General features: G+C 74.8%; 21 protein-coding genes. 11 read left to right on the top strand and 10 right to left on the bottom strand.

Annotated features, from left to right (window positions below; translation table 11 throughout):
* Positions 1–57: 57 nt before the first annotated feature.
* Complete coding sequence (locus OIM89_RS25320) at positions 58–867, bottom strand: SGNH/GDSL hydrolase family protein (RefSeq protein WP_030696571.1); 810 nt, start codon at positions 865–867, stop codon at positions 58–60.
* 325 nt (positions 868–1,192) lie between these two features.
* Here OIM89_RS25320 and OIM89_RS25315 point away from each other — a divergent pair, with 325 nt between their 5' ends.
* From OIM89_RS25315 to OIM89_RS29910, 7 genes are all read left to right on the top strand, one after another.
* Positions 1,193–1,609 (top strand): hypothetical protein, encoded by a 417-nt coding sequence (locus tag OIM89_RS25315; protein ID WP_229360136.1) that lies wholly within the window; start codon positions 1,193–1,195, stop codon positions 1,607–1,609.
* A gap of 1 nt (position 1,610) precedes the next feature.
* Positions 1,611–2,705, top strand: coding sequence for a GNAT family N-acetyltransferase (locus OIM89_RS25310; RefSeq protein WP_030696573.1), 1,095 nt, complete (start codon positions 1,611–1,613; stop codon positions 2,703–2,705).
* A gap of 543 nt (positions 2,706–3,248) precedes the next feature.
* On the top strand, positions 3,249–4,016 hold the full coding sequence (locus OIM89_RS25305; protein ID WP_051727125.1) for a glycosyltransferase family 2 protein: 768 nt from the start codon (positions 3,249–3,251) through the stop codon (positions 4,014–4,016).
* On the top strand, positions 4,013–5,050 hold the full coding sequence (locus OIM89_RS25300; protein WP_030696576.1) for a glycosyltransferase family 2 protein: 1,038 nt from the start codon (positions 4,013–4,015) through the stop codon (positions 5,048–5,050). Before OIM89_RS25305 ends, OIM89_RS25300 begins: the two co-directional genes overlap by 4 nt.
* Positions 5,047–5,949 carry a polysaccharide deacetylase family protein gene (locus tag OIM89_RS25295; protein ID WP_047469911.1) on the top strand — a complete coding sequence of 301 codons (903 nt, stop codon included), beginning with the start codon at positions 5,047–5,049 and terminating at the stop codon, positions 5,947–5,949. The genes OIM89_RS25300 and OIM89_RS25295 overlap by 4 nt, the downstream gene beginning before the upstream one ends.
* A complete protein-coding gene (locus OIM89_RS29915; protein WP_030696578.1) occupies positions 5,942–7,279 on the top strand; it encodes a lipopolysaccharide biosynthesis protein in 1,338 nt (445 codons plus the stop codon). Before OIM89_RS25295 ends, OIM89_RS29915 begins: the two co-directional genes overlap by 8 nt.
* On the top strand, positions 7,276–9,423 hold the full coding sequence (locus OIM89_RS29910; protein WP_316251040.1) for a hypothetical protein: 2,148 nt from the start codon (positions 7,276–7,278) through the stop codon (positions 9,421–9,423). The genes OIM89_RS29915 and OIM89_RS29910 overlap by 4 nt, the downstream gene beginning before the upstream one ends.
* Before the next feature lie 15 nt (positions 9,424–9,438).
* Here OIM89_RS29910 and OIM89_RS25285 read toward each other — a convergent pair whose 3' ends face one another.
* From OIM89_RS25285 to OIM89_RS25265, 5 genes are all read right to left on the bottom strand, one after another.
* The gene (locus OIM89_RS25285; protein ID WP_030696580.1) at positions 9,439–9,885 is read right to left on the bottom strand and encodes a cytidine deaminase; all 447 of its coding nucleotides are present in this window, start codon (positions 9,883–9,885) and stop codon (positions 9,439–9,441) included.
* Between the two features lie 83 nt (positions 9,886–9,968).
* Positions 9,969–10,559 carry a hypothetical protein gene (locus OIM89_RS25280; RefSeq protein WP_175458184.1) on the bottom strand — a complete coding sequence of 197 codons (591 nt, stop codon included), beginning with the start codon at positions 10,557–10,559 and terminating at the stop codon, positions 9,969–9,971.
* Positions 10,560–10,585: 26 nt separating this feature from the next.
* The gene (locus OIM89_RS25275; protein ID WP_030696582.1) at positions 10,586–11,800 is read right to left on the bottom strand and encodes a hypothetical protein; all 1,215 of its coding nucleotides are present in this window, start codon (positions 11,798–11,800) and stop codon (positions 10,586–10,588) included.
* Positions 11,797–12,615 (bottom strand): hypothetical protein, encoded by an 819-nt coding sequence (locus OIM89_RS25270; protein ID WP_047469898.1) that lies wholly within the window; start codon positions 12,613–12,615, stop codon positions 11,797–11,799. The genes OIM89_RS25275 and OIM89_RS25270 overlap by 4 nt, the downstream gene beginning before the upstream one ends.
* Before the next feature lie 271 nt (positions 12,616–12,886).
* Positions 12,887–14,230 carry a GH39 family glycosyl hydrolase gene (locus tag OIM89_RS25265; RefSeq protein WP_264491641.1) on the bottom strand — a complete coding sequence of 448 codons (1,344 nt, stop codon included), beginning with the start codon at positions 14,228–14,230 and terminating at the stop codon, positions 12,887–12,889.
* Between the two features lie 135 nt (positions 14,231–14,365).
* Here OIM89_RS25265 and OIM89_RS25260 point away from each other — a divergent pair, with 135 nt between their 5' ends.
* Positions 14,366–15,535 carry a DUF5925 domain-containing protein gene (locus tag OIM89_RS25260; protein WP_030696585.1) on the top strand — a complete coding sequence of 390 codons (1,170 nt, stop codon included), beginning with the start codon at positions 14,366–14,368 and terminating at the stop codon, positions 15,533–15,535.
* Between the two features lie 63 nt (positions 15,536–15,598).
* Here the strand turns inward: OIM89_RS25260 and OIM89_RS25255 are convergent, their stop codons facing one another.
* Complete coding sequence (locus OIM89_RS25255; RefSeq protein ID WP_030696586.1) at positions 15,599–15,985, bottom strand: GntR family transcriptional regulator; 387 nt, start codon at positions 15,983–15,985, stop codon at positions 15,599–15,601.
* Positions 15,986–16,160: 175 nt separating this feature from the next.
* Here OIM89_RS25255 and OIM89_RS25250 point away from each other — a divergent pair, with 175 nt between their 5' ends.
* From OIM89_RS25250 to OIM89_RS25240, 3 genes are all read left to right on the top strand, one after another.
* Positions 16,161–17,078, top strand: coding sequence for a GNAT family N-acetyltransferase (locus tag OIM89_RS25250; RefSeq protein ID WP_030696587.1), 918 nt, complete (start codon positions 16,161–16,163; stop codon positions 17,076–17,078).
* On the top strand, positions 17,059–17,568 hold the full coding sequence (locus OIM89_RS25245) for a DUF402 domain-containing protein (RefSeq protein ID WP_030696588.1): 510 nt from the start codon (positions 17,059–17,061) through the stop codon (positions 17,566–17,568). Before OIM89_RS25250 ends, OIM89_RS25245 begins: the two co-directional genes overlap by 20 nt.
* A gap of 179 nt (positions 17,569–17,747) precedes the next feature.
* Positions 17,748–18,746, top strand: coding sequence for a lytic polysaccharide monooxygenase (locus OIM89_RS25240; RefSeq protein WP_030696589.1), 999 nt, complete (start codon positions 17,748–17,750; stop codon positions 18,744–18,746).
* Between the two features lie 102 nt (positions 18,747–18,848).
* On the opposite strand, the gene OIM89_RS25235 is transcribed toward OIM89_RS25240, so the two are convergent.
* The 3 genes from OIM89_RS25235 to OIM89_RS25225 form a co-directional block, all read right to left on the bottom strand.
* Complete coding sequence (locus tag OIM89_RS25235; RefSeq protein ID WP_030696590.1) at positions 18,849–19,721, bottom strand: esterase/lipase family protein; 873 nt, start codon at positions 19,719–19,721, stop codon at positions 18,849–18,851.
* 897 nt (positions 19,722–20,618) lie between these two features.
* The gene (locus OIM89_RS25230; protein ID WP_030696592.1) at positions 20,619–21,590 is read right to left on the bottom strand and encodes a DNA polymerase thumb domain-containing protein; all 972 of its coding nucleotides are present in this window, start codon (positions 21,588–21,590) and stop codon (positions 20,619–20,621) included.
* Positions 21,587–25,105: a DNA polymerase III subunit alpha gene (locus tag OIM89_RS25225; protein ID WP_264491640.1), complete on the bottom strand. Its 3,519-nt coding sequence runs from the start codon at positions 25,103–25,105 to the stop codon at positions 21,587–21,589. The genes OIM89_RS25230 and OIM89_RS25225 overlap by 4 nt, the downstream gene beginning before the upstream one ends.
* Between the last annotated feature and the right edge of the window lie 81 nt (positions 25,106–25,186).

Here is a 25,186-nt window from a genome sequence, read left to right as displayed (position 1 = left end):
CGGGACCTCCTCGGCCGCGGTCTCGTGGTGCGAGGCGCGGGGCGGTTCGGTGCTCGGTCAGGCCTTGGAGCTCAGCACCGGCAGGTAGCCGCCCGACTGGCCGGCGGCCGTCGGGTGGTAGGAGTCGTTGATGCCGGTCCACTTGACGCTGTGCAGCCAGGAGTCGCCGGAGCAGATCTCGTGGCCGGTGAAGGCGGCGGCGATGTCCCCGTAGGCGTAGCCGTGGTCGGCGGCACGCTTGGAGATGACGGAGTTGAGGAGGTCGGCGGCGCCGTTGATGGCGGTGCGCTCCCCCTCGGTCAGGCCGGCGATGCAGGAGCCGTTGAGCTTGTAGAACCGCGGGTAGCCGAGGACGACGACGTTGGCCGAGGGGGCCTTGGCGCGGACCTGCGAGTAGACCGAGTCGAGCTTGGCGGGCAGCGAGTTCTGGACGAACGTCTTGGCCGTGTTGACCCGGGCGACGCAGTTGGCCTCGGACTGGAGGACGCAGGTGGTCATGACGTCCGCGAACCCGGCGTCGTTGCCGCCGATGGTGAGCGAGACGAGGCCGGTGGAGGAGTTCAGCGGGCCCATCTGGTTGGCGAGGACGTCGCCGGTCTTGGCACCGGAGCAGGCCACGAAGGAGAAGCTGGCGGGCGAGTTCGCGGCGGCCCACAGGGCGGGGTACGCCTTGGGGGTGCGCCGGCAGTCGCCGCTGCCGCTGTCGTAGGAGCCGGCGCCGACCCCGGAGGAGTAGGAGTCACCCAGGGCGACGTAGCCGCCCGCGGCCTGGGCGTCGGCGGCCGCCGCGGCACTGGCCCCGGTGAGGGCGAGGGTGACGGCGGCGAGGAGCGAGGTCACATATGTCGCGGTTCTGCGCAGTTTCATGAAGCCTCCATCTGCGGGGGGTCGGCGTGCACTTGGTAGCACGCGGCGATGGAGCCTCGGAAGTGTTCATGCCAAATCATCTACGCGCGGAGAGAGGGGCTTGCCCTGCACTCTTTGCGAAAGCAATAGGTGTGACGATGATGTGACGCCTGGTCATTCCAATAACACGGATCACTCGTTCGTGAACGCGTGGCCTCAGACGGGCAGATCGGCCACCGGCATCTGCACACTCTCTCCGCATCTTGACGGCCCGGCGGCACTGCGCCACATTGAAGTCCGGCATCCGGCGCGCTGGGGGGCAAAGTCGCCAATGCAGACCATCGGCATGAAGCCATCGTCTTCTCTCACGGAACGACATCGCGGCTCACCGGGGGGTGAGGCGCCGACGCCGTTACTGGCGGCCGCGTGGTGCGCGGTCGTCGCGGCCGGCGCCCTGCTCACCCTGACCGGGCCCGGAGCGCCCTGGCACTCCGCGCTCACCTTCCTCTTCCTGGCCGCCGCACCCGGCGGCGCCGTCGCCCTGGCCCTGGCCGGGCTCGACCCGTGGACCCGGGCCGTGGCCGCTCTCGGCACGGCGCTGGCGGTCAACACCCTTGTCGCACAAGCCCTGTTGATGCTCGGCGCCTGGTCGGCGCGGACCGGGGTGGTGGCGGTCGGCGCGGCCGGCTGGCTGGTCCTCACCGGGGTGCTCGCCGGGCGGTTCGCCGGGCGCCGCCGCGTCGCGCGAGGGCGGGTCGGCTGACGTGGACATCACCGTGCACCGCCCGGGCGAGCTGACCGCCGCCGACCGGGCCGCCTGGTCCGCGCTCCAGCGCGCGAGGCCGCCCGCCGAGGCGCCGCAGCTCCACAACCCTTTCCTGGCACCGGAGTTCACCCTCGCCATGGGCGCCTGCCGACGGGATGTCCGGATCGCCGTGGTCCGCGAGGACGGGGTCCCGGCCGCCTTCTTCCCGCACCAGCGCACCCCGGCCGGCGTCGGCCGCGCCGTCGGCCTCGGCGTCTCGGACTGCCAGGGGCTGGTCCACGGGCCGGGTTTCACGGGCGACGCGGGCGAGCTGCTGCGCGGCGCGGGCCTCGCCGTCTGGGAGTTCGACCACCTCGCGGCGGACCAGCCGCTCTTCGCGGGCGGGGCCGGGACACGCTTCGGCTCGCCGGTGATGGACGTGGCGGACGGCTGGGAGAGCTATCTCGCCGGACTGCGGGAGCGCTCACCGAAGTTCACCCGCACCACGCTGGCCAAGGAGCGCCGGCTCGACCGCGACCTGGGCCCGCTGCGGTACGTCCACGACGAGCGCGACCCCGAGATGCTGCGCCTCCTGATGGCCTGGAAGTCGGCCCAGTACCGCCGCACCGGACGCGGCGACCGCTTCGCCAAGCCGTGGATCACCCGCCTGGTGGAGCACCTGTTCCACACCGGTCCCGGCGAGGTCCGGGGCCTGCTCTCGGTGCTGTACGCCGGTGAGCGGCCGGTCGCCGCCCACTTCGGGCTCCGCTCGGCGGCGGTGCTGGCCTGCTGGTTCCCGGCGTACGACCCGGTGTACGCGAAGTACTCCCCCGGGCTCGTGCTGCACCTGGCGATGGCGCGCGGGGCGGCGGAGGACGGGATGGAGCTGCTCGACCTCGGGCGGGGGCGCAAGGAGTACAAGGACTCCCTGAAGACGCGGGAACTGGCCGTGACGGAGGGGTGGGTGACCCGGCGCCACCCGGTGGCGTTCGGGCACCGGATGCGGCGGGCACCGGTCCGCGCGCTGCGCAACACCGTGCAGGGACGGCCGGAGCTGTTCCGGCCCGCCGACGCCCTGCTGAAACGGATGGGCCGATTCCGGACCGGCGGCTGAGGAATTCATTCCCCCGCCACACCGGGAGGGAGTTCACGAAGAGAATGCGTCATTCTGCGGAACTCCTCCGGCTGAATACCGAAAAGCAGAATCTGATCCTGGTATCTGCCATAAAGTAGCGCGAGCACACATGCGTCGGCGCACGCGTCGGCACACAGGTCAGCACACAGGTCGACACCGATGAAAAGCACCACCGCGCCGGTCCGTGGCCGCCGGGCTCCTGGGGAGGGCCCGGCGACCGTGAAGGACCGGGGCGGAGCGCGGCAGGGGGGTGCCGCGGCGGGTCCCGCCATGCGGGGCGCGCCACGGGCCGCGCGGCGGAATCACCAGCTCACACACCATGTCCGTGGTCCGCCACGGGCACGGCCGGGGTGGGCCCACGCCCCCTTTCGCACCGGACACAGTGCCGGGCCGCCCGACCGGGCGGCCCGCCGGACGAGAGGGAACGGACCCGTGACTTTTCTTCAGCCGGCAGTACCTGGCCGGAACCCGCTGCCCGCGCCTTCGGCCAACGGCAGCTCGGAGCACAGCGCCACCGCCCGTATTCCGGACGCCTATCGCCGTATCTCCTCGCACCTCGCGATCACACCGCCGGTGAGCGTGGTTATTCCGGCCATGAACGAGGCGGAGAACCTGCCGTACGTGTTCAAGACGCTGCCCGCCTGGATACATGAGGTGGTCCTGGTCGACGGGAATTCCACCGACCGCACGGTGGAGGTCGCCCGGGAACTGTGGCCGGAGGTGAAGGTGGTCCGCCAGCGGGGCAGAGGCAAGGGCGACGCCCTCATCGCGGGGTTCGCCGCCTGCACCGGCGAGATCATCGTCATGGTCGACGCGGACGGCTCCGCCGACGGCTCGGAGATCGTCAGCTACGTCTCCGCGCTGGTCTCCGGCGCCGACTTCGCCAAGGGCTCGCGCTTCGCCAACGGCGGCGGCACCGACGACATGACGCCGGTCCGCAAGCTGGGCAACCGCGTCCTGTGCGCGGTGGTCAACGCCAAGTTCGGCGCCCGCTACACCGATCTCTGCTACGGCTACAACGCCTTCTGGCGGCACTGCCTGGACCGCATCGACCTGGACTGCACCGGGTTCGAGGTGGAGACCCTGATGAACATCCGGGTGGTCAAGGCCGGGCTGCGGGTCCAGGAGATACCGAGCCACGAGTACCTGCGCATCCACGGCGCCAGCAATCTGCGGGCCGTCCGCGACGGGCTGCGGGTGCTGCGGGTCATCCTGCGCGAGCGCTCCGGCCGTACCCGCGCGCGCGGCGTGCGCCGCCCGTCGGTCACCCCGCTCGGGGGTGCGTCGTGACCGCCGCGCCGAAGGGGTTCTCGGTGGTGGTCTGCGTGCACACCGAGGAGCGCTGGCAGGACATCCTGGACGCGGTCGGCTCGCTGGGCGCCCAGACGCTGCCGCCGCTGGAGATCCTGCTCGTGGTCGACCATCACCCGGTGCTGCTGGAGCGCCTGGAGCGGCACTTCGCCGACGGTCCGCACGGGGTCCGGGTGCTGCCCAACGCCGGGCCGCGCGGCCTCTCCGCCGGGCGCAACACCGGCGTCGGCGCGGCCCGGGGCGACCTGGTCGCCTTCCTCGACGACGACGCCGTGGCCGACCCCGACTGGCTGCGCCACCTCGCCGCCGGATACGCCGACCCCCGCGTCCTCGCGGTCGGCGGGCGGACCCTGCCGCGGTGGGCCTCGGGGCGGCGGCCGGTCTGGTTCCCCGAGGAGTTCGACTGGGTGGTGGGGTGCACCTACCGGGGGCACCCGCCCGGGCGGGTGCGGGTGCGCAACGTGCTCGGCGGGAACGCCTCGTTCCGCCGCTCGGCGTTCGCCCTCGCCGGCGGTTTCGCGCTCGGGATCGGGCGCGACGGCGGGCGGCGGCCGCTGGGCGGGGAGGAGACGGAGTTCTGCGTACGGCTGGCGCGGGCCCGGCCCGGCGCGGTGCTGCTCGTCGACGACCGGGCCGTCATCCACCACCGTGTGGTGCCGGTGCGGGAGCGGTTCGCCTACTTCCGCTCCCGCACCTGGGCCGAGGGGCTCTCCAAGGCCCTGGTGGCGCGCAGCGTCGGCACGGGTGACGGGCTGGCCTCCGAGCGCCGGCACGCCACCCGGGCGCTGCCCGCCGCCGTGGCCCGGGGCTTGGCCGACGCCCTGCGCGGCAGGCGGGGCGGGGCCGCGCGGGCCGGCGCGGTCCTGGTGGGGACCGCCTCGGCGGCCGGCGGCTACCTGGCCGGCTCCTGGCGGGCCCGCCGCGCGGACGCGCCCGCCTTCACCGTGCCGCGCGTCCCGGGGATCTCCCCGGCGACGGACGCGCCCGGCCCCACTCCCCGGGCACGGTCATGAGCGGCGACCTGCTCAGCCGCTACCCGCCCGGCGGCGGGGCCCCGCGGGGGAGGGCGGCGCGCGCGACGGCCGGGGAGACCGGCGGCCGTGCGAGAAGACCGGACGACCAGCCGGTGCCGATCCTGATGTACCACGCCGTCGCCCGCTCCCCCGCCGCCGCGACGCGGGCGCTCTCGGTGACCCCGGACGCCTTCGCCGGGCAGATGGCGATGGTGACGGCGTACGGCTGCACCCCGCTCACCACCGCCCAGCTCGCGGCCCGGTGGCGCACCGGCCGCCCGCTGCCGCCCCGGCCGGTCCTCATCACCTTCGACGACGGCTACGAGGGGGTGTACCGGCACGCCCTGCCCGTCCTCGCCGAACTGGCGCTGCCCGCCACGGTGTTCGTCACCACCGGCTGGCTGCGGGGGCGGCACGAGGCCGGGGGCGCGCCCGACCGGATGCTCGACTGGGGGCAGGTGCGCGAACTGGCCGCCGCCGGGGTGGAGATCGGCGGCCACAGCCACACCCACCCGCAGCTCGACCAGCTCGCCCCCGGCCGCCTCGCCACCGAGTTGGCGTACTGCAGGGAGCTGGTCGGCGCCGAACTCGGCACAGCGCCCACCTCGTTCGCCTACCCGTTCGGCTACTCCGACCGGCGGGTGCGGCAGGCGGTGCGGGCAGCCGGGTACGCCCAGTCGCTGGCGGTCGGCAACGTCCCGGCGCGCCGCGCCCAGGGCCCGTACGCGCTGCGGCGGGTGACGGTGCGCCGCTCGACGGGGCCGGAGCTGTTCGGGCGGCTGCTGGAGTGCCGCGCGCTGACCCGGGCGTACGCCCCGGACCGCGCCCTGACCCGGGGGTACGCCGTGGTGCGGCGGACCCGTCAGGCCCGGCGGAAGGTGCTCAGGACCCGTGGCTGACACCGGCACCGCCCGTCCCGGCGCACCGGCGGGGTCCGCCCCGGCCGGGGCCCCGGGGCGGGCTCCGCTGCTGCGCAACGCGTACGCCCTGATGGTCAACACCGGGGTCTCGGCCGTGCTCGGGCTGGGCTTCTGGGTGGCGGCGGCCCGCTACTACTCCGAGGAGGCGGTCGGCCACGGCTCGGCCGCCATCGCGGCGATGAAACTGCTGGCGGGGCTGACCGCGGTCACCCTGATGGGGGCGCTGGCGCGGTTCGTCCCGGTCTCCGGGGCGGCCACCGGCACCCTGGTCCGGCGCACCTACGCGGGCAGCGCGCTGCTGGTCGCCGCGGCGGCCGGGGTCTTCCTGCTCACCCTCGGCCTGTGGGGCCCGGCCTACTCCTTCCTGCACGGTCCGCTGCCGGCCGCCGGATTCCTGCTGGCGGTGGTGGCCTGGGCGCTGCTGACCCTCCAGGACGGGGTGCTGACCGGGCTGCGCAGCGCCGTGTGGGTGCCGGTCGGCAACACCGCCTTCTCGCTGGTGAAACTGGTACTGCTGGTGGTGCTGGCCGGGGCGGTGCCGGTGGCGGGGGTCTTCGTCTCCTGGGCGGCGGCCATCGCGGTCTCCGTGGTGCCGCTGGGGTGGCTGGTGCTGCGCCGCCTGGTACCGCGCCACGAACGCGAGACCCGGGGCACGGCCCGGCCGCCGACCCTGCGCGAACTGGGCCGCTTCCTGGCCGGCGACTGCACGGGCGCGCTCTTCTCGCTGGCCGTGGTCTACCTGGTGCCGGTCATCGTCGCCGCCCAGGTCTCCCCGGCCGACAACGCCTACTTCTACGTGACGATCACCATCGGCGGCACCGTCAACCTGCTCGCCGTCAACATGGGCGCCTCGCTGACCGTGGAGGGCGCCCACGACCCGGCGCGGCTGGGCCGCAACACGCGGGCGGCGCTCATGCGGATGGCCCGCATCATGGTGCCGGTCTGCGCCGTGCTCTTCCTCGGCGCGCCGTACATCCTGGGCGTCTTCGGCGCGGAGTACGCCGGCGCGGCGACCGGGCTGCTGCGCTGGTACGCGGTGGGGGCGCTGCTGCGGGTGGTGACCGAGGTGTACTTCAGCGTGGAGCGGGCGCGCAGCCGCACCTCGGGACTGGCCTGGACACAGGGCGTGTTCTGCGTCCTGATGCTGGGGCTGACCCTGCTTCTGCTGCCCCGTATGGGGCTGGTGGGGGCCGGGGTGGCGGAGGTGGCGGGGCTGGCCGTGGTCGCGCTGGTGGCGGCGGTGCGGCTGGTCCCGGTGGTGCGGGCGGCGCCGGAGGGCGCGGCCCCGACGGGCGGAGGCGGACGGTGAGCGGCGGGACGACGGCGCGGGAGAAACCGGCGGCGGGGCACCGCCCGGCCTGGGCGAAGGACCCGGCCCCCGAGGCACCGCCCCCGGCCGGGCGCGAGACATCCGCCGCCCGCGCCCGGCGCCGCCCGCACCTGCGCACGGTGGTGCCGGCGCTGCTGCTGGCCGCCGGACTGGCGCTGTACTGGCTGCCGGTCCCGGGGCTGGACGGGGCGGCGCTGGACGCGATGGGCGGTCTCGGCCTGGTAGGTGTCCTGCCCTGGCCCGTCTTCGCGGGGGCCGCGCTGCTGGTGGTGGCCTTCGCCGTCCTGCTCTGGCCCTCCCGGCCGCAGCGCCTCCTGCTCGGTCTGGTCCTGGTGGCGACGGTGGTCTCGCTGCACGCGCTGCCGGCCGTGGTCGAGGAGCAGCCCCGCTTCGCCACCGCCTGGCAGCACCTCGGCTTCCTGGAGTACCTGGACCGGACCGGCGGTTCGGCCCCGGCGCTGGACGCGCGGTGGAGCTGGCCCGGGTTCTTCGCGGCCGCCGCCTTCGTGCTGCGGGCGTGCGGCGTCACCGATCCCGCCCAGCTGGCGGAGGTGGTGCGCTGGTGGCCCCTGGCGGTGAACCTGCTGGCGCTCGTCCCGCTGGCGCTGCTGGCGCGGTCGGTGCGGGCGGGGTGGCGGGCGCGCTGGTGCGGAGTCTGGTTCTTCGCGCTGAGCAGCTGGGTGGGGCAGGACTACTTCTCCCCGCAGAGCTTCACGTACCTGCTGTACCTGGCCTTCGCGGCGCTGCTGCTGCGGTGGTTCCCGGCGCCGGCGGCGCCCTCCGGCGGGGTGCTGCCGGGCGCGGAGACGCCGCCGGAGGCGACGCCCGGACGGCGCGCGGTCCTGCTCTGCGTGGTGCTGGCGCTCTTCGCCGCCGCCGTCCCCGCCCACCAGCTGACTCCCTTCGTGATGCTGGGGGTGGTGACGGTCCTGGTGGTGCTCGGCCGGTGCGCCCTGCGGGGGCTGCCACTGCTCCTCGGCGTGGTGGCGGTGGGCTGGGTCTGCTTCCTCGCCGAGCCCTACTGGTCCGGCCACTTCGACGAACTCTTCGGCTCCGTCGGCGGGCTGGGGGCCAACGTCACCTCCTCGGTCTCCGGCCGCATCGAGGGCGGCTCCGCCACCCACCAGCTCGTGCTGTACGCGCGGGTCGGCCTGGCCGGGCTCGTCATGGCCCTGGCCTGCTGGGGCTGGTGGCGCAGGCGGGACGCCGGGTACCGCGAACGGGCCCTGCCGGTCCTGGCGTTCGTCCCGGCCGCCGGGTTCGCCCTCCAGGCGTACGGCGGGGAGATGGCGCTGCGGGTCTTCCTCTTCGCCCTGCCCGGCGCGGCCCTGCTGGCGGCCCTCGCCTTCTTCCCCCGCGCCGGGACCAGCGAGGCGGAACGCGCCTGGGACCGGGTCTCCCTGGCACCGCTGGCGGCCCTGCTGGCCGGGCTGGTCCTGGTCGGCGGCTTCCTGGTGGCCCGCTGGGGCAACGAGGCGTTCGAACGGGTGCGGCCCGGTGAGGTGGCGGCGATGGAGTGGGTCTACGCCCACGCCGACCCGACCGTGCGCCTCCTCTGGCTCAGCGACGACCCCGAGGAGAGCGTCACCCCGGCCCTGCCCTGGGGCTCCCGGGCGATGGAACGCGTCCGCTACGTCCCCACCCAGGCCCCCCGCGACCCGGTCCTGGCCGAGCCCCTCGCCGAGGCCCTGCGCGAGGCGGGCCCGGACTCGTACCTGATCGTGGGCCGTGGCCAGTCGGCCTACCTGGAGCTGGACGCCGGCTACTCGGCCGGCTGGGAGCGGCGGCTCCTCGCCACCCTGGACGCCCGCGACGACCTGGTCCCGGTGGTGCGCAACGCCGACGCCGCCGTGTACGGGCTGCGCGAGGCGCCCCGGGGCTCGCCGGAGGCGGCCGCGCCCGGGCCGCCGGGGCCGACGGTCACCTGGACACCGTGGTCGGTCCTGGGCGCGCTGTCGGCCGTTCTGCTCGTCCTCCTGCTGGGCGCACGGGAGTTCCTGCGCCTCCGCGCGGCGCCCGGCGCCCCGTCCTCCCCGGCGGTCCGCGCCCTGTTCTGGTTCGCGGTACCGCTGCTGCTGGTGGCGGCGAGCGCACTGGTGCACCGCTTCTGGACGCTGGCCTGAGGCGGCCGGGCGGTGTCAGGAGCTGTGGGCGGCCTGCGTGGGCCAGGTGCCGTCGGCGGTGAAGGCCGTGCCCCAGTAGTGGGGGTTCAGCTCGGCGAGGGTGACGGCGCGCCAGCCCCCGGGAGCGGTGTCGTCGGGGACGGCCGCCTCCACCTCGGGTCCCCACAGCGCGAGCCGCTCCTGACAGATGCCGCAGGGCGGCAGGACCAGCAGGCGGCCCCTCTCCCGGTCACGGCAGAGGCAGACGGTCGCGGTGACGGCCACGTCCAGGGTGTACGCCTGGATCAGGGCGCCCGTCTCGTGGCAGAGCGTCACGCTCATGTTGAGGTTGTCCAGGCCGACACTGGTCAGCACCCGCCCGTCGGCGAGCCGCACGGCCGCCGCGCCGCCGTCCTCGTCGGCGGGCCACCGCCGGTCGAGCTGGTCACGTGCGGCGTCCACGAGTGCCTGGTCGAGTGCCATGGCCGGAGCCTACGAGGAGGACGGGGCGGCCGCCACGGGCTTTCCGTCCCGTGGCGGCCACCCCCCGGTACGCCGGCCCGGCGTCAGCCCCCGAGCCGGTCGAGGAGGCGTCCCGGTGCGGAGATGAACGCGCCCCGCAGGGAGAGGTTCCGGGTGTAGACGCCTTCGAGGAGGATCGCGAGGCTGAGGTCGACCGAGTCCACCGCTCCGCCCGCCGTCCCCCGCAGGGCCTCGGAGGCGACGGACGCGCTCGACCGCGTCATCTCCACCCGCGCGCCCGCCCGTTCCAGCACGTGGTGCCGGCGGTTGCCGCGCTCCTGGTAGCGGTACTCCCGCCCCACCACGCGGATGCGCAGGGCGCGGCCCTCACGGCTGGTCCGCCAGGAGCTGCGCGACAGCGCGGCTTCCTGGCCGGCCACCTGGAGACGGCCCCGCGCCAGGCGGGGGCGTCCGCCGTAGGTGAGTCCGGTGAACGAGGACGGGGGCACGCTCTCCCCCGTCACCGCCGCGCCGCTGGTGTCCCGGTCCCGCACCGGAACGACCTCCAGTGCGGGCACCACCAGTTCGACCGCGCCCAGTTGGCCCACGGTTCCGCCCCAGAAGGCGACGTGGCGTTGCTCCCGCGAGGTCACCGTGTTGGTCGACCGCCGCAGTTCGAAGGAGAGTGCTGACATCGTCCTGCCTTGCTCGGTTGTCGCGATCAGTCGAAGGGGTTGAGGGCGCTGGTCAGTTTGCGTGCGCCCTCCCCCAGTTTCTTGCCCGCCCACTCCCCCGCGTCGGCGACCTTTCCGGGGAACTTCTTGACCGTGTCCCAGTTGTCGACGATGGAGGAGACGCCGTACACCACGCCGGTCACCGCCGCGGCGCCGATCGTCACCGGGTTCGGAGCGACCATGGCAGCCGTCAGGGAGGCGTTGAACGCGACCCCCGACACCTTGGAGACGTAACCGGCCTTGTCCCGCTTGAAGGCCTCGACCGGGTTGCCCTCCTGGATGACGTCGACCGCGCCGATCACGGTGGAGGCCGCGCTTCCGGCGATCCCGGCACCGCGCCACCAGCCGGCCGTACGCAGCGCCGTACCGGCGCCGGAGGCGAAGCCGGCCAGGCGTCCCGCACCGGTGGCCCGGCTCAGCGCGTTGGCGTTCTTGCCGACCTTGAGGAGGTTGGCCTCCCACGCCCAGGTCTTGCCGGAGAGGGCGGCGAGGCTGTCCTTCCCGGTGAGGGCGTTGAGCACCGGGGCGGGGGTCCGGCTGCCGATGCTCGCCCCGAGCCGGGCGATGCGGCCGGGGATGTAGCTGGGTGCCTTGCCCTTCAGGATCTGGGCGAGGGTCGTCCCGGGGGCCTTGAGGAAATCGCCCTTGCGGAAGTACTTGATGAGGCCCATGGTTCCGGCGGCCGCCATCTTGAAGGCGCCGGGCACCGTCGAGGCCAGCGCGGTCAGGTTGATGTAGTCCCCGACCACCTCGCCCAGGTTCTCGTTGCCGCTGATCTTCGCGGTCGCGTCCCCGGGGATGCGCTGGAGCCAGTCCTGGAGCGTCTCCCCCGGCTTCCGCTTCAGCCAGCCCGGGTCGAAGGCGTCGCTGTTGGCGACCGAGGCGTTGGCGATCAGCATGGCGTCCGGCGGGAGGGAGGCGCCCTTCAGTTCGGCGGGGGTGAATCCCGCGTACAGGGCGGCCGCCTTGGGGTCGCCGTCCTCGGCCCGCAGGATGGCGGCCCGCCGCCGCAGGTCCACGGCGGTGTCGTCGGTCCACTTCGACATCGGCCGCAGCGGGGCCAGCCGGTCCCGGACGCCGAGGTGCGAGGCCCGGGTGAACGCCTCGTCGAGCTTGTCCCGCAGGCTGCCCCGGCCGTCGAGCAGCTTGGCGAGGTGTTCGAGGTCCTGCGGGTTCCCCATCCGGGGGGTCTTCTCGCTCATGAGCCCTCCGCCGGGGCCGGGGCGCGCAGCTCGTCCGCCTCGGGCAGCAGGCCGGTGATCAGGCTCCAGATCTCCCGGGCGGAGCTGCGCCGCGCCTTCAGGGTGGTGGCGGGGCCCGCCTCGCCCTCGGCCACCGGTTCGGCGGGGAGTTCCCGCACCCAGTACCCCTCCACTCCGCAGTCCCACACGGCGAGGGCGCGGGCGGCGGGTCCGCCGGAGCCGGCCGCGTCCTGCCAGACGACGGTGAGCCGCCACATGGTGTTGAGCTGGGCCAGTACCTCCGCCAGGCGCACCGGGGCGGAGGAGGCCGCGGCGGCCGCTTCCGGCTCCTGCGCGTTCCCCTCCTCCATGAGCACCAGCAGGGCGTCCAGGGTGCCCATGGTCGAGGTGATCTCCTCGGCCGGGACCTGCTCCTGTTCGTCGACGACGGTCTCCCGGTGCAGGTCGACCATGCGGGCGAGGGCCCAGACCAGGGTCTCCGGCTCGACCGGGACGTACTCGGACTCGGCCTCGCCGGGCCACCGTTCGTGGGTGAAGAGGAAGTCGTCGCCGACGACGGCGCCGTTGAGCGTGGTGCCGAGCGGGCCGGTGACCTCGGCCTGGGCGATGACCCTGGGGGCCATCAGGGTGGAGACCAGCGGGTAGAGGTCGGCGACGATCTTGTCGTCCGGGTCGAGCAGCGCCGCCTCGCGCAGTTCCCGGTGGGCCTGGGCGTGGTCCTCGGGGATCTGCCCCTCGTCCACGAGGATTCCCAGGACGGATATGTGGGCGTCGGAAAGGCGCAGGCGTCGCCGCGCCAGGTCGATCGAAGGCATGTCTCTCCGTCTTGCCTGCCCGAGCAGGACCGGGCCGCGGCCCGACGCGTCGCCCGGCCGCACAGCCCTGAGCCGGGGCGGGCACCAGCCCCGCCCCGGCACTCCCCCTCAGGTTCCGGGTGGCGGGCGTGCTCCCTTGACGGTGGAGCGCGCATCACCACGTGTTGACTGACAGTCACCCTAAGGCCAGTGCGGGTGGCCCCGCCCCGGCACCTGCCCCTCTTTCACACAACGGCCACCGCCGGAACGCCGGACGTACGGGCACCGGCGCTCACCCGCGCTCCACCCACCTGACCTCGTACGCCTCCAGCCGCAGCCGGGCCCCGTCGACGCGTACCGTCCGCGCGGTGGCGCGGTGGTTGACGACCAGGGCGGCGCGGTCGTCGGCGAGGACCGTGAGGCCGGACGTGTCGCCGGGGACGGCGGTGAAGCGGGTGCCCGGGCCGAACTCGCGCTGGAAGCGGGCCAGGAGGTCGAGCATGGGCAGCGGGGTGCCGCCGTCGGGGAGGTGGGTGGGGCGCCAGAGGCAGCCGGGGCAGGGGGTGGTGGTGCGTTCGGGGTTCCAGTAGAAGGCGGTGGTGGCGCCGCCCCGGGCGAGGGCGGCGAGGCCGGCGGCGTGGACGGCGCGGCGGCGGGGTTCGGGCCAGCCGGCGCGCTGGTCGTCGCCGTCGCCGGGCTCGACGTAGTACTCGGCCCACCAGAGCGGGAGTCCGCCGGTCTCCTGGCGGACCCAGCGGCCGACGTCGGTGAACTTGGTGGTGGCGGCGAAGGCGTCGGGGACCAGCTCGCCGTCGGTGGTGTAGCTGGAGCCGTCGACCACCACGAAGTCGGCGCCGTCCTTGTGCCGGTTCCAGTACCGGAAGGCGTCCACGGTCCGCCGGTCGAGCGCGCCCCAGTCGCCGCGCACCTCGCGGGAGGCGCCCTCGGTGCGGCCGGGCGGGAAGCTGTCCATGACGAGGTACGGGCCGCCGACGCGGAGGTTTGGGTCGACCTCCTTGAGGGCGCGGCGGACCTGGTTGTACAGCTCGGTGTAGCCCTCGTGGTCCCAGCGGCCCTCGGCCTCGTTCCAGAAGCCCTTGAACTCGTTCCAGACGAGGTAGTGGCGGACCTGGGGGTAGCGGCGGGCGGTGGTCGCGGCGAGCCGGGCGAAGTCGGCGAAGTGCTCGGGGTCGGGGGCGCGTTCCAGGGACTTCGCACTCCAGTCGGTGCGCCCCGCCCTCCCGCCCTTCATCCAGTCGGGCGCGCAGCACAGGGTGATCACGGGGGTGGCCCCGGTCTCCTCGGCCAGCGCGATCCGGCGGTCCATCGCGGCGAAGTCGTACGTCCCGGGCCGGGGTTCGGGGTTGGCGGAGCCCCAGCCCATCAGGTGCTGGACCTGCGGCAGGCCGGTGTTCTCCAGGGTGGTACGGGCCCGGCGCACCGCCCGGTCCTCGCCCGCGTCGGCGCTGTGCTGGGTGTGGGTGAAGCCCCAGCCCAGTTCGGCGGGCGGGGCCGGGTCGTCGGGCGGGCCGCTCGAACAGGCGGCGAGGAGCAGGAGGGCGAGGGCGAGAGCGGCGGCCAGGAGGGCCGGGCGCCTCCGGCCGGCCGCGGCGCGCCGCCCCCCGTGGTCTCGCATCGCTACCAGGGTAGGCAGCGCGCCGGGCGGTGGCACAGGTTCCGCCGCGAAAAGGGGCCGCGACACGCCGCTGCCGCTCAGGTGGGGCGGGGTGCGGGGAAAACCGCGTGCGTTCCGGGCCCGGGCTCGCCGACCATGGCGGACATGGCCGAGCACCAGGAGACCCCGATCGAGACGACGACGCCCGCCCCCGCCCGTACCCCGGACACCCTCCCCGCCCCGCTGGCCGGGCTGCTGGAGACCCGGCTCAACCTCGACGGGGACTGCTCCCCGATCGACGTGGTGGACGCCCTGTTCCTCTCCCGGTTCGCCACCGGCGAGCAGGCGTACGCCCACAGCGGGACGGTGGAGAAGCTGAAGCCCGGCGCCCCCGAGCTGCCGGACGGCGCCACCGTGGTCCGTACGGTGAAGGACGGCGACCGGGGCCGGGTGCTGGCCGAGGGCGAGGGCTGGACCATGCTCGTCTCCCGGTGGACCCGGGGCTGCGAGCTGACCGTGACCGCGACCAGCCCCGAACTCGCCGCCGACCTGGTCAGGAGGACGCTGGACGGCGCGGAGGACGAGCCGGACCCGCAGCCCGAGGACGTGGCGATGGGGTTCTGGTACCTCTCGCCCCGGCGCGGCCCGTACCGCACCACCCGGCAGATCAGCGCCGGGACCTGGGAGGAGGTGCGGGGCAACTACACGGCGCCGGTCGCCGAGGCGATGGACGGGCTGATGAAGACCACGCCGGACGAGGTGGCGGGGCGGCTGCTGCTGCTGCACGGTCCGCCCGGCACGGGCAAGACCTCGGCGCTGCGCACGCTGGCGCGGTCGTGGCGGGACTGGTGCCAGGTGGACTGCGTCCTCGACCCGGAGCGGCTCTTCTCCGACGTCGGCTACCTGATGGACATCGCCATCGGCGAGGACGGCGGCGAGGGCGAGGCCCGCTGGCGGCTGCTGCTCCTGGAGGACTGCGACGAGCTGATCCGGGGCGAGGCGAAGAGCTCGACGGGCCAGGCCCTGTCCCGGCTGCTCAACCTCACGGACGGCCTGCTCGGGCAGGGCCGCAACGTGCTGGTCGGGGTCACCACCAACGAGCCGCTGGAGCGGCTGCACCCCGCGGTGGTGCGGCCCGGCCGCTGCCTGGCCCGGATCGAGGTGGGAGGGCTCACCCGCGACGAGGCGGTCTCCTGGCTCGGCACCTCCGAGGGCGTCGGCCGGGAGGGCGCCACGCTGGCCGAGCTGTACGCGCTGCGGCGCGGGAACGGGCCGACCGACCTGCCCGACCAGCGCGCGGCGGCCGACGCGGGGCTCTACCTGTGAGGGCGGTGCCTGTCGAGGCGGGGCGCCGGTCCTGACTTGGCGTCAGGCGGGCGCCCCGGCCCGTCAGCGGGTGCGGTAGGCGGCCCGCAGCGCCTCCTCGACGGCGGCGCGGGCCGTCCCGGCGTCGAGGCCGAGCCGCCGCGCCCGCTGCGCGTAGGCGGCGGCCGCCGCCGCGGCCTCCTTGTCGGCGGCCTCCCCGGCGGCGGCCACGAAGGTGCCGTTGCGGCCGCGGGTCTCGATCACCCCGTCGGCCTCCAGCGCCCGGTACGCCTTGGCGGCGGTGTTGGCGGCGATGCCGAGGCGTTCGGCGAGGCCGCGCACGGTCGGCAGCCGGTGCCCGACGGGCAGGGCGCCGGAGCGGGCCAGTTCGGAGAGGCGGGCCCGCACCTGCTCGTAGGGGGCGGTGGGGTCGCGGGGGTCGATCTCGATGTGGATGTCGTCGGCTGTCACGCGGCGATTGTCCCGTACCGGTGACGCTCCGTCGGTACGGCGTGGGGGGCCACGGACGGGCCGGTGCTGCGGGCTCCGGCCAGGGCGGCCGCGTACGGGGGCGGCCGCGCGAGGGACGCCGGGCGTACGGAAATTGACGCGACGCGGGAGACCCCGAGAACCTAGCGTCACGCGCATGACGATCACAGTGCGAGATTTCCGGCCCGACGACGCCGAGGCGGTCGTACGGGTGCTGCGGGAGGCGATCCCGCCCCTGCTGACCACGGCCGAGGCCCAGGTGTGGGAGCGGGAGCACACCGCCGCTGCGGCGCGGCAGCGCCTGCTGGTGGCCGAGATGGACGGCGAGGTGGTCGGCCGCTGCCAGACGGGGCTGGCCCACGAGAGCCCGACCCCCGGCAACGCCTACGTCAACACCTACGTCCGCCCCGACCGGCGGGGCCGGGGCGCGGGCACCGCGTTGGTGGCGGCGGCCGAGGCGTATCTGCGCGAGGTGGGCGCGGAGCGTGCCTACAGCTGGGTGCTGGGCGACGAGGACAGCCTCGCCTACGCCGGGCGCCACGGCTACGCCGCGCGCCGCCCGGCCCACTTCCTGCGGCTGGACCTGACGGCCTCGCTGCCGCCGCTGCCCGAGGTGCCGGCCGGGGTGGAGCTGGTGGACTGCACGGCGTTCGCCGACGATCCGCGTCCGGTCTTCGAGCTGGACGCGGCGGTGACCGCCGACGAGCCGAGCGACGTCGGCGCCGAACTGGACGACTACGCCGAGTGGCTGGTGTCGACCTGGGGCCACCCCTGCCAGTCCCGGGAACTGGCCACGCTGGCGCTCGTGGACGGGCGGCCGGTGGCGTTCAGCGCGGTGGTGACCGACGGGGTGAGCCGGATGTCCTCGGCGATGACCGGGACGCTGCGGGAGTACCGGGGGCGGGGTCTGGCGAGCCTGGCGAAGACCGCCACGCTCCACAAGGCGCGGGCGGCCGGCCTGCGCGAGGCGTTCACCGGGAACGACGCGGAGAACGCCCCGATGCTCGCCGTCAACCGCAAGTTCGGCTACGAGATCTGCGCCACGGAGGTGCGCCATGTCCGCGAGCTGGGCTGACGTCCCGTCCGCCGGCACGGTGGACGTACGGCTGGTGAAGCACGGCCGCACCAAGATCACGTACCCGGCGCGGCTGCTGGCCGACGACGGGGAGCGGGTGACCGTGCGCGCGCCGTGGGCGGGCGAGGGGGCGCGGGACTTCGGCTTCGTGCGGTTCGAGCCGGGGGACGTGTTCACCGAGCACTTCTGGCGGAGCCGCTGGTACGCGGTGAAGGAGGTGCGGGACGCCGCGGGCGCCCTGAAGGGCTGGTACTGCGACGTGACCCGCCCGGCCGGGCTCGCGGACGGCGTGCTGGTGGTGGAGGACCTCGACCTGGACCTGTGGGTCTCGGCCGACGGGCGCGAGGTGCTGCGGCTGGACGAGGACGAGTTCGCGGCGAGCGGTCTGGAGCGGAGCGACCCGGTGGCGGCCGCGGCGGCTTCGGCGGCGCTGGACGCGCTGGAGGAGCGGGCGCGGGCGGGGCGGCTGACGGAGCTGACGGCCTGTTGAGGGTGGCGTGGGGCTCCCGTCCGATGGGCCGCTTAGCGCGATCTTAAGGGGACCATAAAGATCGGCCCCCGGGCGGATTTCCGGGTGGGACGGGCTGGTCGGGAGGCTAGTTTTCGGTGGCGGCCGAGGTCCGGGGGACCGGGCCGCACCCGATCGACGACCCTGCGAGGAGCCCGCCCATGACCGTTCGCCGCACCGCCGCCAGGACCGCCGCCCTGCTCGCCGTCCCGCTGGCGCTGACCGTGCTCGGCGCCTCCCCGGCCGGGGCGCACGGCACGATGACGGACCCGGTCAGCCGGGTCTCGGCCTGCTACGCGGAGGGGCCGGAGAGCCCGTCGTCCGACGCCTGCAAGGCCGCCGTCGCCGCCAGCGGCGCGCAGGCGTTCTACGACTGGAACGAGGTCAACCTCCCGGACGTGGCGGGCCGCCACCGCGAGGTCGTCCCGGACGGCAAGCTGTGCAGCGCGGGCCGCGACAAGTACCAGGGCCTGGACCTGCCGCGCGCCGACTGGCCCTCCTCGCCGCTGAGCGCGGGCAAGCACACCTTCCACTACCGGGCGACGGCCCCGCACGCGGGCACCATCGAGCTGTACCTGACGAAGGAGGGGTACGACCCGACGAAGCCGCTGAAGTGGTCGGACCTGGAGGAGAAGCCCTTCGCCACCGCCGAGCAGCCGCAGGCGACCGGCGGCGAGTACGTCTTCGAGGGCACCGTCCCCGAGCGGACCGGGCGCCACCTCGTCTACAGCGTGTGGCAGCGCTCGGACAGCCCCGAGGCGTTCTACACCTGCTCGGACGTGGTCTTCGACGGCGGTGCGGCGGGCGGCCAGGGTGGCGCCCCGGCGGCCGAGGCGCCGACCGAGGAGCAGATCGCCTCGGGCACGGAGAAGTCCACCGTCTCCCACGAGGGCCACGGCGGGGACACCGCCGAGGAGAAGGCGGCCAACGCCGCGCACGGCGAGGGCCACGAGGCCGCCGGCGAGGGCAACGCCCCCGAGGCGAAGGGCCCGGCCGGCACCGCCGTCGAGGAGAAGCCGGCGGCCGCCGAGAACCTCGCCGAGACCGGCGGCGACAGTGCCACCCCGTACGTGGCGATCGGAGGTGCGGGCGCGCTCGCCCTCGGCGCCGCCTTCCTCTTCGCCTCGGCCCGCCGCCGCGCGGTCGGCTCCCGTCACTGACCTCCGCCGCGTTCCACCCCCACCTGCCCTGACGGGCCGAAGGGCCGTCGCCGTCTCCCTGGCCGGGGAGCGGTGGCGGCCCTTCGGGGTGTGCGGGGGACGTCAGTTGACGACGGAGCCGCAGGTGGTCGGGGTGGCGTTGGCCGGGTCGAGGGCGTTGGCCACCTCGTGGAAGGCGATCCGGTCGATGGTGCCGATGACGACGTGCTCGGAGATGTTGACCGGGCAGAGGTCCTGGACCAGCACGTTACGGACGTTCGGCCCGTCCAGGTACTGGCTCCGGTAGGGCGTGACGACCTGGTCGTAACGAGTGGCGATGACGGTGTACTGAACCCCGGGCACCGTGTCGCCGCCCTCGTTGAGCCGGGTGAGGAAGGGCGAGCCGGCGATCTGGTCGGCGAGGGCGGGGGTCTTGTCGTTCAGGAACTTCTCGGCGCCGGGGAAGTGCGGCAGGAGTCTGGTGAGGCCGAGCAGGGTGGTGCCGTGGTTGTCGGGGGCGATGCCGACCAGGGCGTTCACCTTGTCGGCGCCGCCGAGGAACTTGAGGTAGTGGCGGGGCATCATGCCGCCCTGGGAGTGGCCGACCAGGTCGGCCTCGGGGGCGCCGGTGGCGGCGAGCACCTTGTCGACGAAGTCCCGCAACTGCTCAGCCGACTTGTCGATCGGGCCGAGGCCGTGGATGAAGGGGACGCCGGGCAGCTGTCCGTAGTCGAGCGAGAAGACGCAGTAGCCCCGGTTGACCAGGTACGGCGCGAGGACCAGCCAGTTGTCGACGGAGTTGGCGAAGGTGCCGTGGACCAGGACGACCGGGCGGGGGTGCGCGGCGGACGGCTTGCAGCTGTAGTCGTTCCAGCCGCTGCTCGCCGCTGCCTGTGCGGTGGGGGCGGCGGAGGCGGTGGCGGCGGGGGTGAGCACCGCGGCGGCGGTGAGGGCGAGGGCGGCGAACGGGCGCAGCCATCTCTTCCAGGGCAGCATCGGGCGGACTCCTTGCGACTCGGTGGGGTTCGGGTCGGGAAAGCCCTGTGATCCGGATCACGAGGTGTCGTGCTCCCGTCAAGTTACGCAGGGGTAGCCAGCGGAGGGAAGTTACGTGCCGGTAAAAACTGGTGGCAGCTCCGCCGTCGACCCGGCGGGCATCCCCTGACGGGAACTCACCCCCCTCGGCCAGGGGCCCCTCACCCAGCGCCGGGTGCCGCCGCCCCCTGCACCATCTGCGCGCAGGTCCGCGCGCCCCGCCGGGCATCGACAGGGGCGTTCCGGTCTTCGGTGGCGGCGACGGCTCGCGGGCGGCAGGGAGTCCGGGTGATGGGCTGTCGCGTGTGACGCTGTGACAGGTCGGTCGCGGGGCAGCCCCTGGGCCGGCCCCGGCTCCCGGCTCCGGCCCCGATACGCCTCCCAGGCCATCCAGTGCAGTAGCTGGTCCCTGACCTTCGACCTGGCCACGGGAAGTGACCTGAGGTCGGCTCCCGCCACGTCGAGCCTGGCGAAGGCCGGCTCCGGCCTCACTCCAGGCTCCAGGTTCATGGAGTGCGGGGAGGCGACGACGAGGCACATCCAGCTGGGTTCGGGGGAAGGTTCCGGGAGGTACGGGATGACGAGGAAGGTCCGTCCGGTCTCGAGGTCCGGGCTCTCCCCTTTGCGGCTGAAGCCTCGTGCGCGAGCCGCCTGCGTCAGCGTGGCGAGCCTTGCGCGGGAGGCGATCCTGACCCGCCGGGGGACGGGCCAGCCCAGCCAGGACTGCGCGTGCCTCAAGCTGCCCGCCCCGTTCCGTAAGTGTGGCAACGCCCTTGTCAGGGATGGGCGTTGAGAGATCAGCTCAGCGCGACATGGTACGTGCATGACCCACGGGGCGACCCAAGGCCCGGCCCCGTCTCACGCCGCCAGTGTCCCCGGCAGGACCGCCCCCGGGCCGAACCGGGCGCGGGCCCGGTCGGCGGCGGCTTCCAGGCGGTGGAGTTTGTCGTCGGTGGGGTCGAAGGTGAGCTGGTGGGCGGCGTGTTCGGCGGGGGTGAGGCCCTCGGCGCGCAGGGCTAGGGCGCGGACCCGGGCGCGCTGGAGGGCGAGGGCGTCGTGGAGGGCGTAGGCGGTGGCGGTGAGGGCGGTGGTGTGGGCGGTCGGTTCGGGGAGGGTGCGGGTGCGGGTGGTGGTGGAGCGGTCGGCGTAGCGGACGGTCAGGGCCAGTGCCCGGGTCACCTGGTCCGTGCCGCGCATCCGGAGTCCCAGTTCGGTGGTGAGGGAGAGCAGGGCGCGGCGCTGGGAGTCGCGGTCCAGCTCGTCGCGGCCGAAGGCCCGTTCGGCGGCGAGTGACTGGGCGGCGGCGTTGCGGACGACCGGGGTCCGGTCGATGCCGTGGGCCTTCTCGTGCAGTTCGCGCCCGGTCCGGGCGGTGGTGAGCCGCTGGAGGGTGCCGAGCGGGGCGGCGGCGAGCCGGCCGACGGTGTCCAGGCCGTAGGAGCAGAGGGTACGGGCGGTGCCGGGCCCCACGCCGGGCAGGGCGACGACGGGGCGCGGGTGGAGGAAGCCGGCGACGGCCTCGGGGGTGTCGGGGATCAGCAGGGTGGTGCCGGGCTCGGCCTGCCGGGCGGCCATCCGGGCCAGCAGCGGGTTGCCGGCGACGCCGATGGTGCAGGCGGTGCCGGTGTGGGCGAGGGCGCGGACCCGCAGGACGGAGGCGAGGCGCTCGGCGTCCTGCCCGAAGTAGCGCAGCGCGCCGCGCACGTCGACGAGGAGGGTGTCGGGCGGTACGGCCTGGACGACGGGGCTGACGTCCTCCGCGAGCCGGGCCAGCTCCGGCAGGAGGGCTTCGCGCTCCGCGCCCAGGCGGAACCTGATGCAGAGGATCATCCGGCGCTCCCCTGGCTGCGGTGCCACAGCCGCCCGTTCCCGGCGGTCTCGGGGCGGGTGATCCCGGCGGGGGCGGGCGGGGTCCCGGTGGCGTCGGGTCCTGGCCCGGCCGGGCGGAGGTCGGCCCAGGCGTTCATCTCGTAGCCGGTGCTCATCCGGATGCGGCGGCCGGGCGCGGCCTCGGGGCTCTGGTCCGGGTCGGCGGCGAGGTGGGCGGCGACCGCCTCCAGCCCCTGGTCGCGGCGGAGTTCGATGAGGTCGGCGAGGTTCCAGGCGGCGGTGCCGACCACGCTGAGGCTGCGCGCGCCCCGGCGCTGCACGGTGCCGCGGACCAGCAGCAGCCAGGAGTGGAAGACGGTGTGGGCGCACGCCTCGTGGCTGTCGTCGAAGAAGGCGAGGTCGACCAGGCCGGTGGAGTCGTCGAGGGTGGTGAAGACGACCCGGCGGCCGGAGCGGACCGGCGGGGTCTGGGTGGCGACCTTGGCGCCGGCCACCAGCACGGTGCTGCCGTGCGAGGCGCCGCGCAGCGACCGGGCGGAGGTGACCCGCAGCTCTTCGAGGAAGTCGCGGTGGTCGTCCATGAGGTTGCGGGAGGCGTCCATGCCGAGGACGCCCAGTTCGGCGCTGAGCCGTTCGGTCTCGTCCAGGTCGGGCAGTCCGGCGGAGGGGACGCGGCGGGCGCCGGGCGCGGAGTCGGCGCCGAGCAGGGTGGGCTGGGCGGCGGCGCCGCGCGGGCGGCCCCGGTGGAGTTCGGTGAGGTGGAGCAGGAGGTCGCGGCGGTTGGCGCCGAACGCGTCGAGCGCCCCGACCTGGGCGAGCCGTTCGGCGACGGGGCGGCCGGGCCGGGCGCGCTGCCAGAAGTCGAGGAGCGAGGTGTAGGGGGCGTGCTCCTCGATCCGGGCGGCCTCGGCCTCGCTGATGCCGTGCACGTCGCTGAGGGCGAGGCGGACACCCCACCGGCCGGGCCGCTCCCCGTCACCGGACACCAGTTCGACCCGGTGGGTGGTGCCGGACCGGTTCACGTCGAGCGGCAGCACCGGCACCCCGCGCCGGCGGGCGTCGGCGAGCAGCAGCCGCTTGGGGTACATGCCGGGGTCGTGGGTGAGCAGCCCGGCGTAGAAGGCGGCCGGGTGGTGGGCCTTGAGCCAGGCCGACTGGTAGGTGGGGACGGCGAAGGCGACGGCGTGCGCCTTGCAGAAGCCGTAGCTGCCGAACGCCTCGACGATCTCCCAGGTACGGGCGATCACCTCGGCGGTGTAGCCGCGGGCGGCGGCGTGCTGGGCGAACCAGACGCGGAGCCGGCCCTGGGCGTCGGGGGCGGAGAGGGCGCGGCGGACCTGGTCGGCGCGGTCGCGGCCGCAGCCGGTGAGGACCGAGACGATCTCGATGATCTGCTCGTGGAAGACGACGACGCCGTAGGTGTCGCGCAGGGCGTCCTCCAGGTCGGGGTGGGGGTAGCGGACGGGGGCGCGGCCGTGCCGGGCCTCGATGAAGGGGCGGACCATGTCGGCGGCGACCGGGCCGGGGCGGAACAGCGAGATGTCCACGACCAGGTCGTGGAAGCTGTCCGGCTGGAGCCGTCCGACCAGGTCGCGCTGGCCGGGCGACTCGATCTGGAAGCAGCCGAGGGTCTCGGCGGAGCGGACCAGCGCGTAGGTGGCCTCGTCGGCGAGGGCCGGGTCGGCCTGGCGGTCGAGGTCGAGGGGTTCGCCGGTGGCGCGTTCGACCTCGGCGGTGGCGTGGGCCATCGCGGACTGCATGCGGACGCCGAGCACGTCGAGTTTGAGCAGGCCGAGGTCCTCCACGTCCTCCTTGTCGAACTGGGACATCGGCAGCTGTTCGCCGCTGGTGGGGACGACGGGGGTGCGGGCGGTGAGGGAGGCGTCGGAGAGGAGGACGCCGCACGGGTGCATGGCGACGCCGCGCGGCAGCGCGTCCAGTTCCTCGACCAGTTGCCAGAGTCGGTCGCGGCCGCCGAACTCCTCGTTGATCTGCTTCAGTTCGGGCAGTTCGGCGAGGGCCGCGCGGGCGTCGCGGGCCCGGATGTGCGGGAACGCCTTGGCGATCCGGTCGATGTCGGCGGGGTCCATGGACAGGGCGGCGCCCACGTCGCGGACGGCGTGCCGGACCCGGTAGGTCTCGGGCATGGCGACGGTGGCGACCCGTTCGGCGCCGAAGCGGCCGAGGATCGCCCGGTAGACCTCCAGCCGGCGGGCGGACTCCACGTCGATGTCGATGTCGGGCAGGACGGCCCGGCGTTTGGAGAGGAACCGTTCCATGAGCAGCCCGTGCTCGACGGGGTCGGCATGGGCGATGCCGAGCAGGTGGTTGACGAGGGAGCCGGCGCCGGAGCCCCGGGCGGCGACCCGTACCCCGAGGTCGCGGACGTCGTCGACGACCTGGGCGACGGTGAGGAAGTACGTGGCGAAGCCGTGGTGGGCGATGATGTCCAGCTCGTGGTGGAGCCGGTCCCAGTACGCGGCCTTCCGGTCGTGGCCCAGGCGGACCATGCCGGCGGCGGCCCGGGAGGCGAGCACCCGCTGCGCGGTGCGGCGCCCGGCGCCGACCAGGGCGGCCTCGGGGAAGCGGACCGCGCCGATGCCGAGGTCGTCCTCGGGGTCGACGAGGCAGGCGTCGGCGGTGCGGCGGGTCTCGGCGAGGAGCCGGGCGGCGCCCTCGGGCCCGAGCCCGGCGGCCTCGGCGACCCGCTCGGCGGTACGGGCCATGGCGGCGGCGTCCTTGAGCCACCGCTCGCCGCTGTCCAGGCCCCGGCGCGGGTCGACCGGGACCAGCCGGCGGGCGGCGTCCAGGACGTCGGCGGCCGGGCCGGAGCCGGGGTCGGCGTAGCGGACGGCGTTGGTGAGGACGGCGGGGACGCCCTGGTCGGCGGCGAAGCCGACGGTGCGGGCGGCGAGGCGGAGCGAGCCGGGGCCGGTGCCGCTCAGCCCGTGGTGGACGGCCTCCAGGCGGAGCGCGTCGCCGTACACCTCGCGCCAGGGGGCGAGGAGCCGCGCGGCCCGGTCGGGGCGGCCGGCGGCGAGGGCGCGGCCGACGTCGGAGGCGGGGCCGAGCAGGACGGTGACGCCCTCGCCGTGGTTCTCCCGCCAGGGCAGCAGGGGCTGATCGGCGCCGGCCGCGTGGGCGGCGGTGACCAGGCGGCAGAGGGTGGCCCAGCCGGTGGCGCCGTCCCGGGCGAGGTAGGTGACGCGGGCGGCGGACTCGTCGATGAAGGCGCCGCCGCGCACCGGGACCCGGCCCTGCGGGCGGGGGCGTTCGCCGACGGCGAGTTCGACGCCGAAGAGGGGCCGGACCCCGGCGGTGGCGGCGGCCTTGGCGAAGCGGACGGCTCCGGCGAGGGTGTCCCGGTCGGTGAGGGCGACGGCGTCCATGCCGCGTTCGGCGGCGCGCTCGGCGAGCTGCCCCGGGTGCGAGGCGCCGTACCGCAGGGAGTACCCCGAGACGGTATGCAGATGCGTGAACCCCACCGCGCACACCTCCGGAATCTTGTCTTCCACTCACCCCCGCCCTCCACCATAGACCAGGTTTCGAACATCCGTACGATAACCGTACGCGGCCTGCCCCGCCCCGCTCGCGGC

The organism is Streptomyces sp. BI87 (assembly GCF_025957665.1).
Lineage (GTDB): Bacteria > Actinomycetota > Actinomycetes > Streptomycetales > Streptomycetaceae > Streptomyces > Streptomyces albidoflavus.
This window is presented reverse-complemented; position numbering and strand designations above follow the sequence as displayed.

What these genes read in the sequence shown, in the direction of transcription:
- OIM89_RS25250 (WP_030696587.1), top strand. Translation starts at nt 16,161, where the DNA reads ATGACGATCACAGTGCGAGATTTCCGGCCCGACGACGCCGAGGCGGTC.
- OIM89_RS25235 (WP_030696590.1), bottom strand. Translation starts at nt 19,721, where the DNA reads ATGCTGCCCTGGAAGAGATGGCTGCGCCCGTTCGCCGCCCTCGCCCTC.
- OIM89_RS25260 (WP_030696585.1), top strand. Translation starts at nt 14,366, where the DNA reads ATGGCGGACATGGCCGAGCACCAGGAGACCCCGATCGAGACGACGACG.
- OIM89_RS25285 (WP_030696580.1), bottom strand. Translation starts at nt 9,885, where the DNA reads ATGGCACTCGACCAGGCACTCGTGGACGCCGCACGTGACCAGCTCGAC.
- OIM89_RS25315 (WP_229360136.1), top strand. Translation starts at nt 1,193, where the DNA reads ATGAAGCCATCGTCTTCTCTCACGGAACGACATCGCGGCTCACCGGGG.
- OIM89_RS25275 (WP_030696582.1), bottom strand. Translation starts at nt 11,800, where the DNA reads ATGAGCGAGAAGACCCCCCGGATGGGGAACCCGCAGGACCTCGAACAC.
- OIM89_RS25265 (WP_264491641.1), bottom strand. Translation starts at nt 14,230, where the DNA reads ATGCGAGACCACGGGGGGCGGCGCGCCGCGGCCGGCCGGAGGCGCCCG.
- OIM89_RS25240 (WP_030696589.1), top strand. Translation starts at nt 17,748, where the DNA reads ATGACCGTTCGCCGCACCGCCGCCAGGACCGCCGCCCTGCTCGCCGTC.
- OIM89_RS25280 (WP_175458184.1), bottom strand. Translation starts at nt 10,559, where the DNA reads ATGTCAGCACTCTCCTTCGAACTGCGGCGGTCGACCAACACGGTGACC.
- OIM89_RS25320 (WP_030696571.1), bottom strand. Translation starts at nt 867, where the DNA reads ATGAAACTGCGCAGAACCGCGACATATGTGACCTCGCTCCTCGCCGCC.
- OIM89_RS25230 (WP_030696592.1), bottom strand. Translation starts at nt 21,590, where the DNA reads ATGATCCTCTGCATCAGGTTCCGCCTGGGCGCGGAGCGCGAAGCCCTC.
- OIM89_RS25270 (WP_047469898.1), bottom strand. Translation starts at nt 12,615, where the DNA reads ATGCCTTCGATCGACCTGGCGCGGCGACGCCTGCGCCTTTCCGACGCC.
- OIM89_RS25245 (WP_030696588.1), top strand. Translation starts at nt 17,059, where the DNA reads ATGTCCGCGAGCTGGGCTGACGTCCCGTCCGCCGGCACGGTGGACGTA.
- OIM89_RS25295 (WP_047469911.1), top strand. Translation starts at nt 5,047, where the DNA reads ATGAGCGGCGACCTGCTCAGCCGCTACCCGCCCGGCGGCGGGGCCCCG.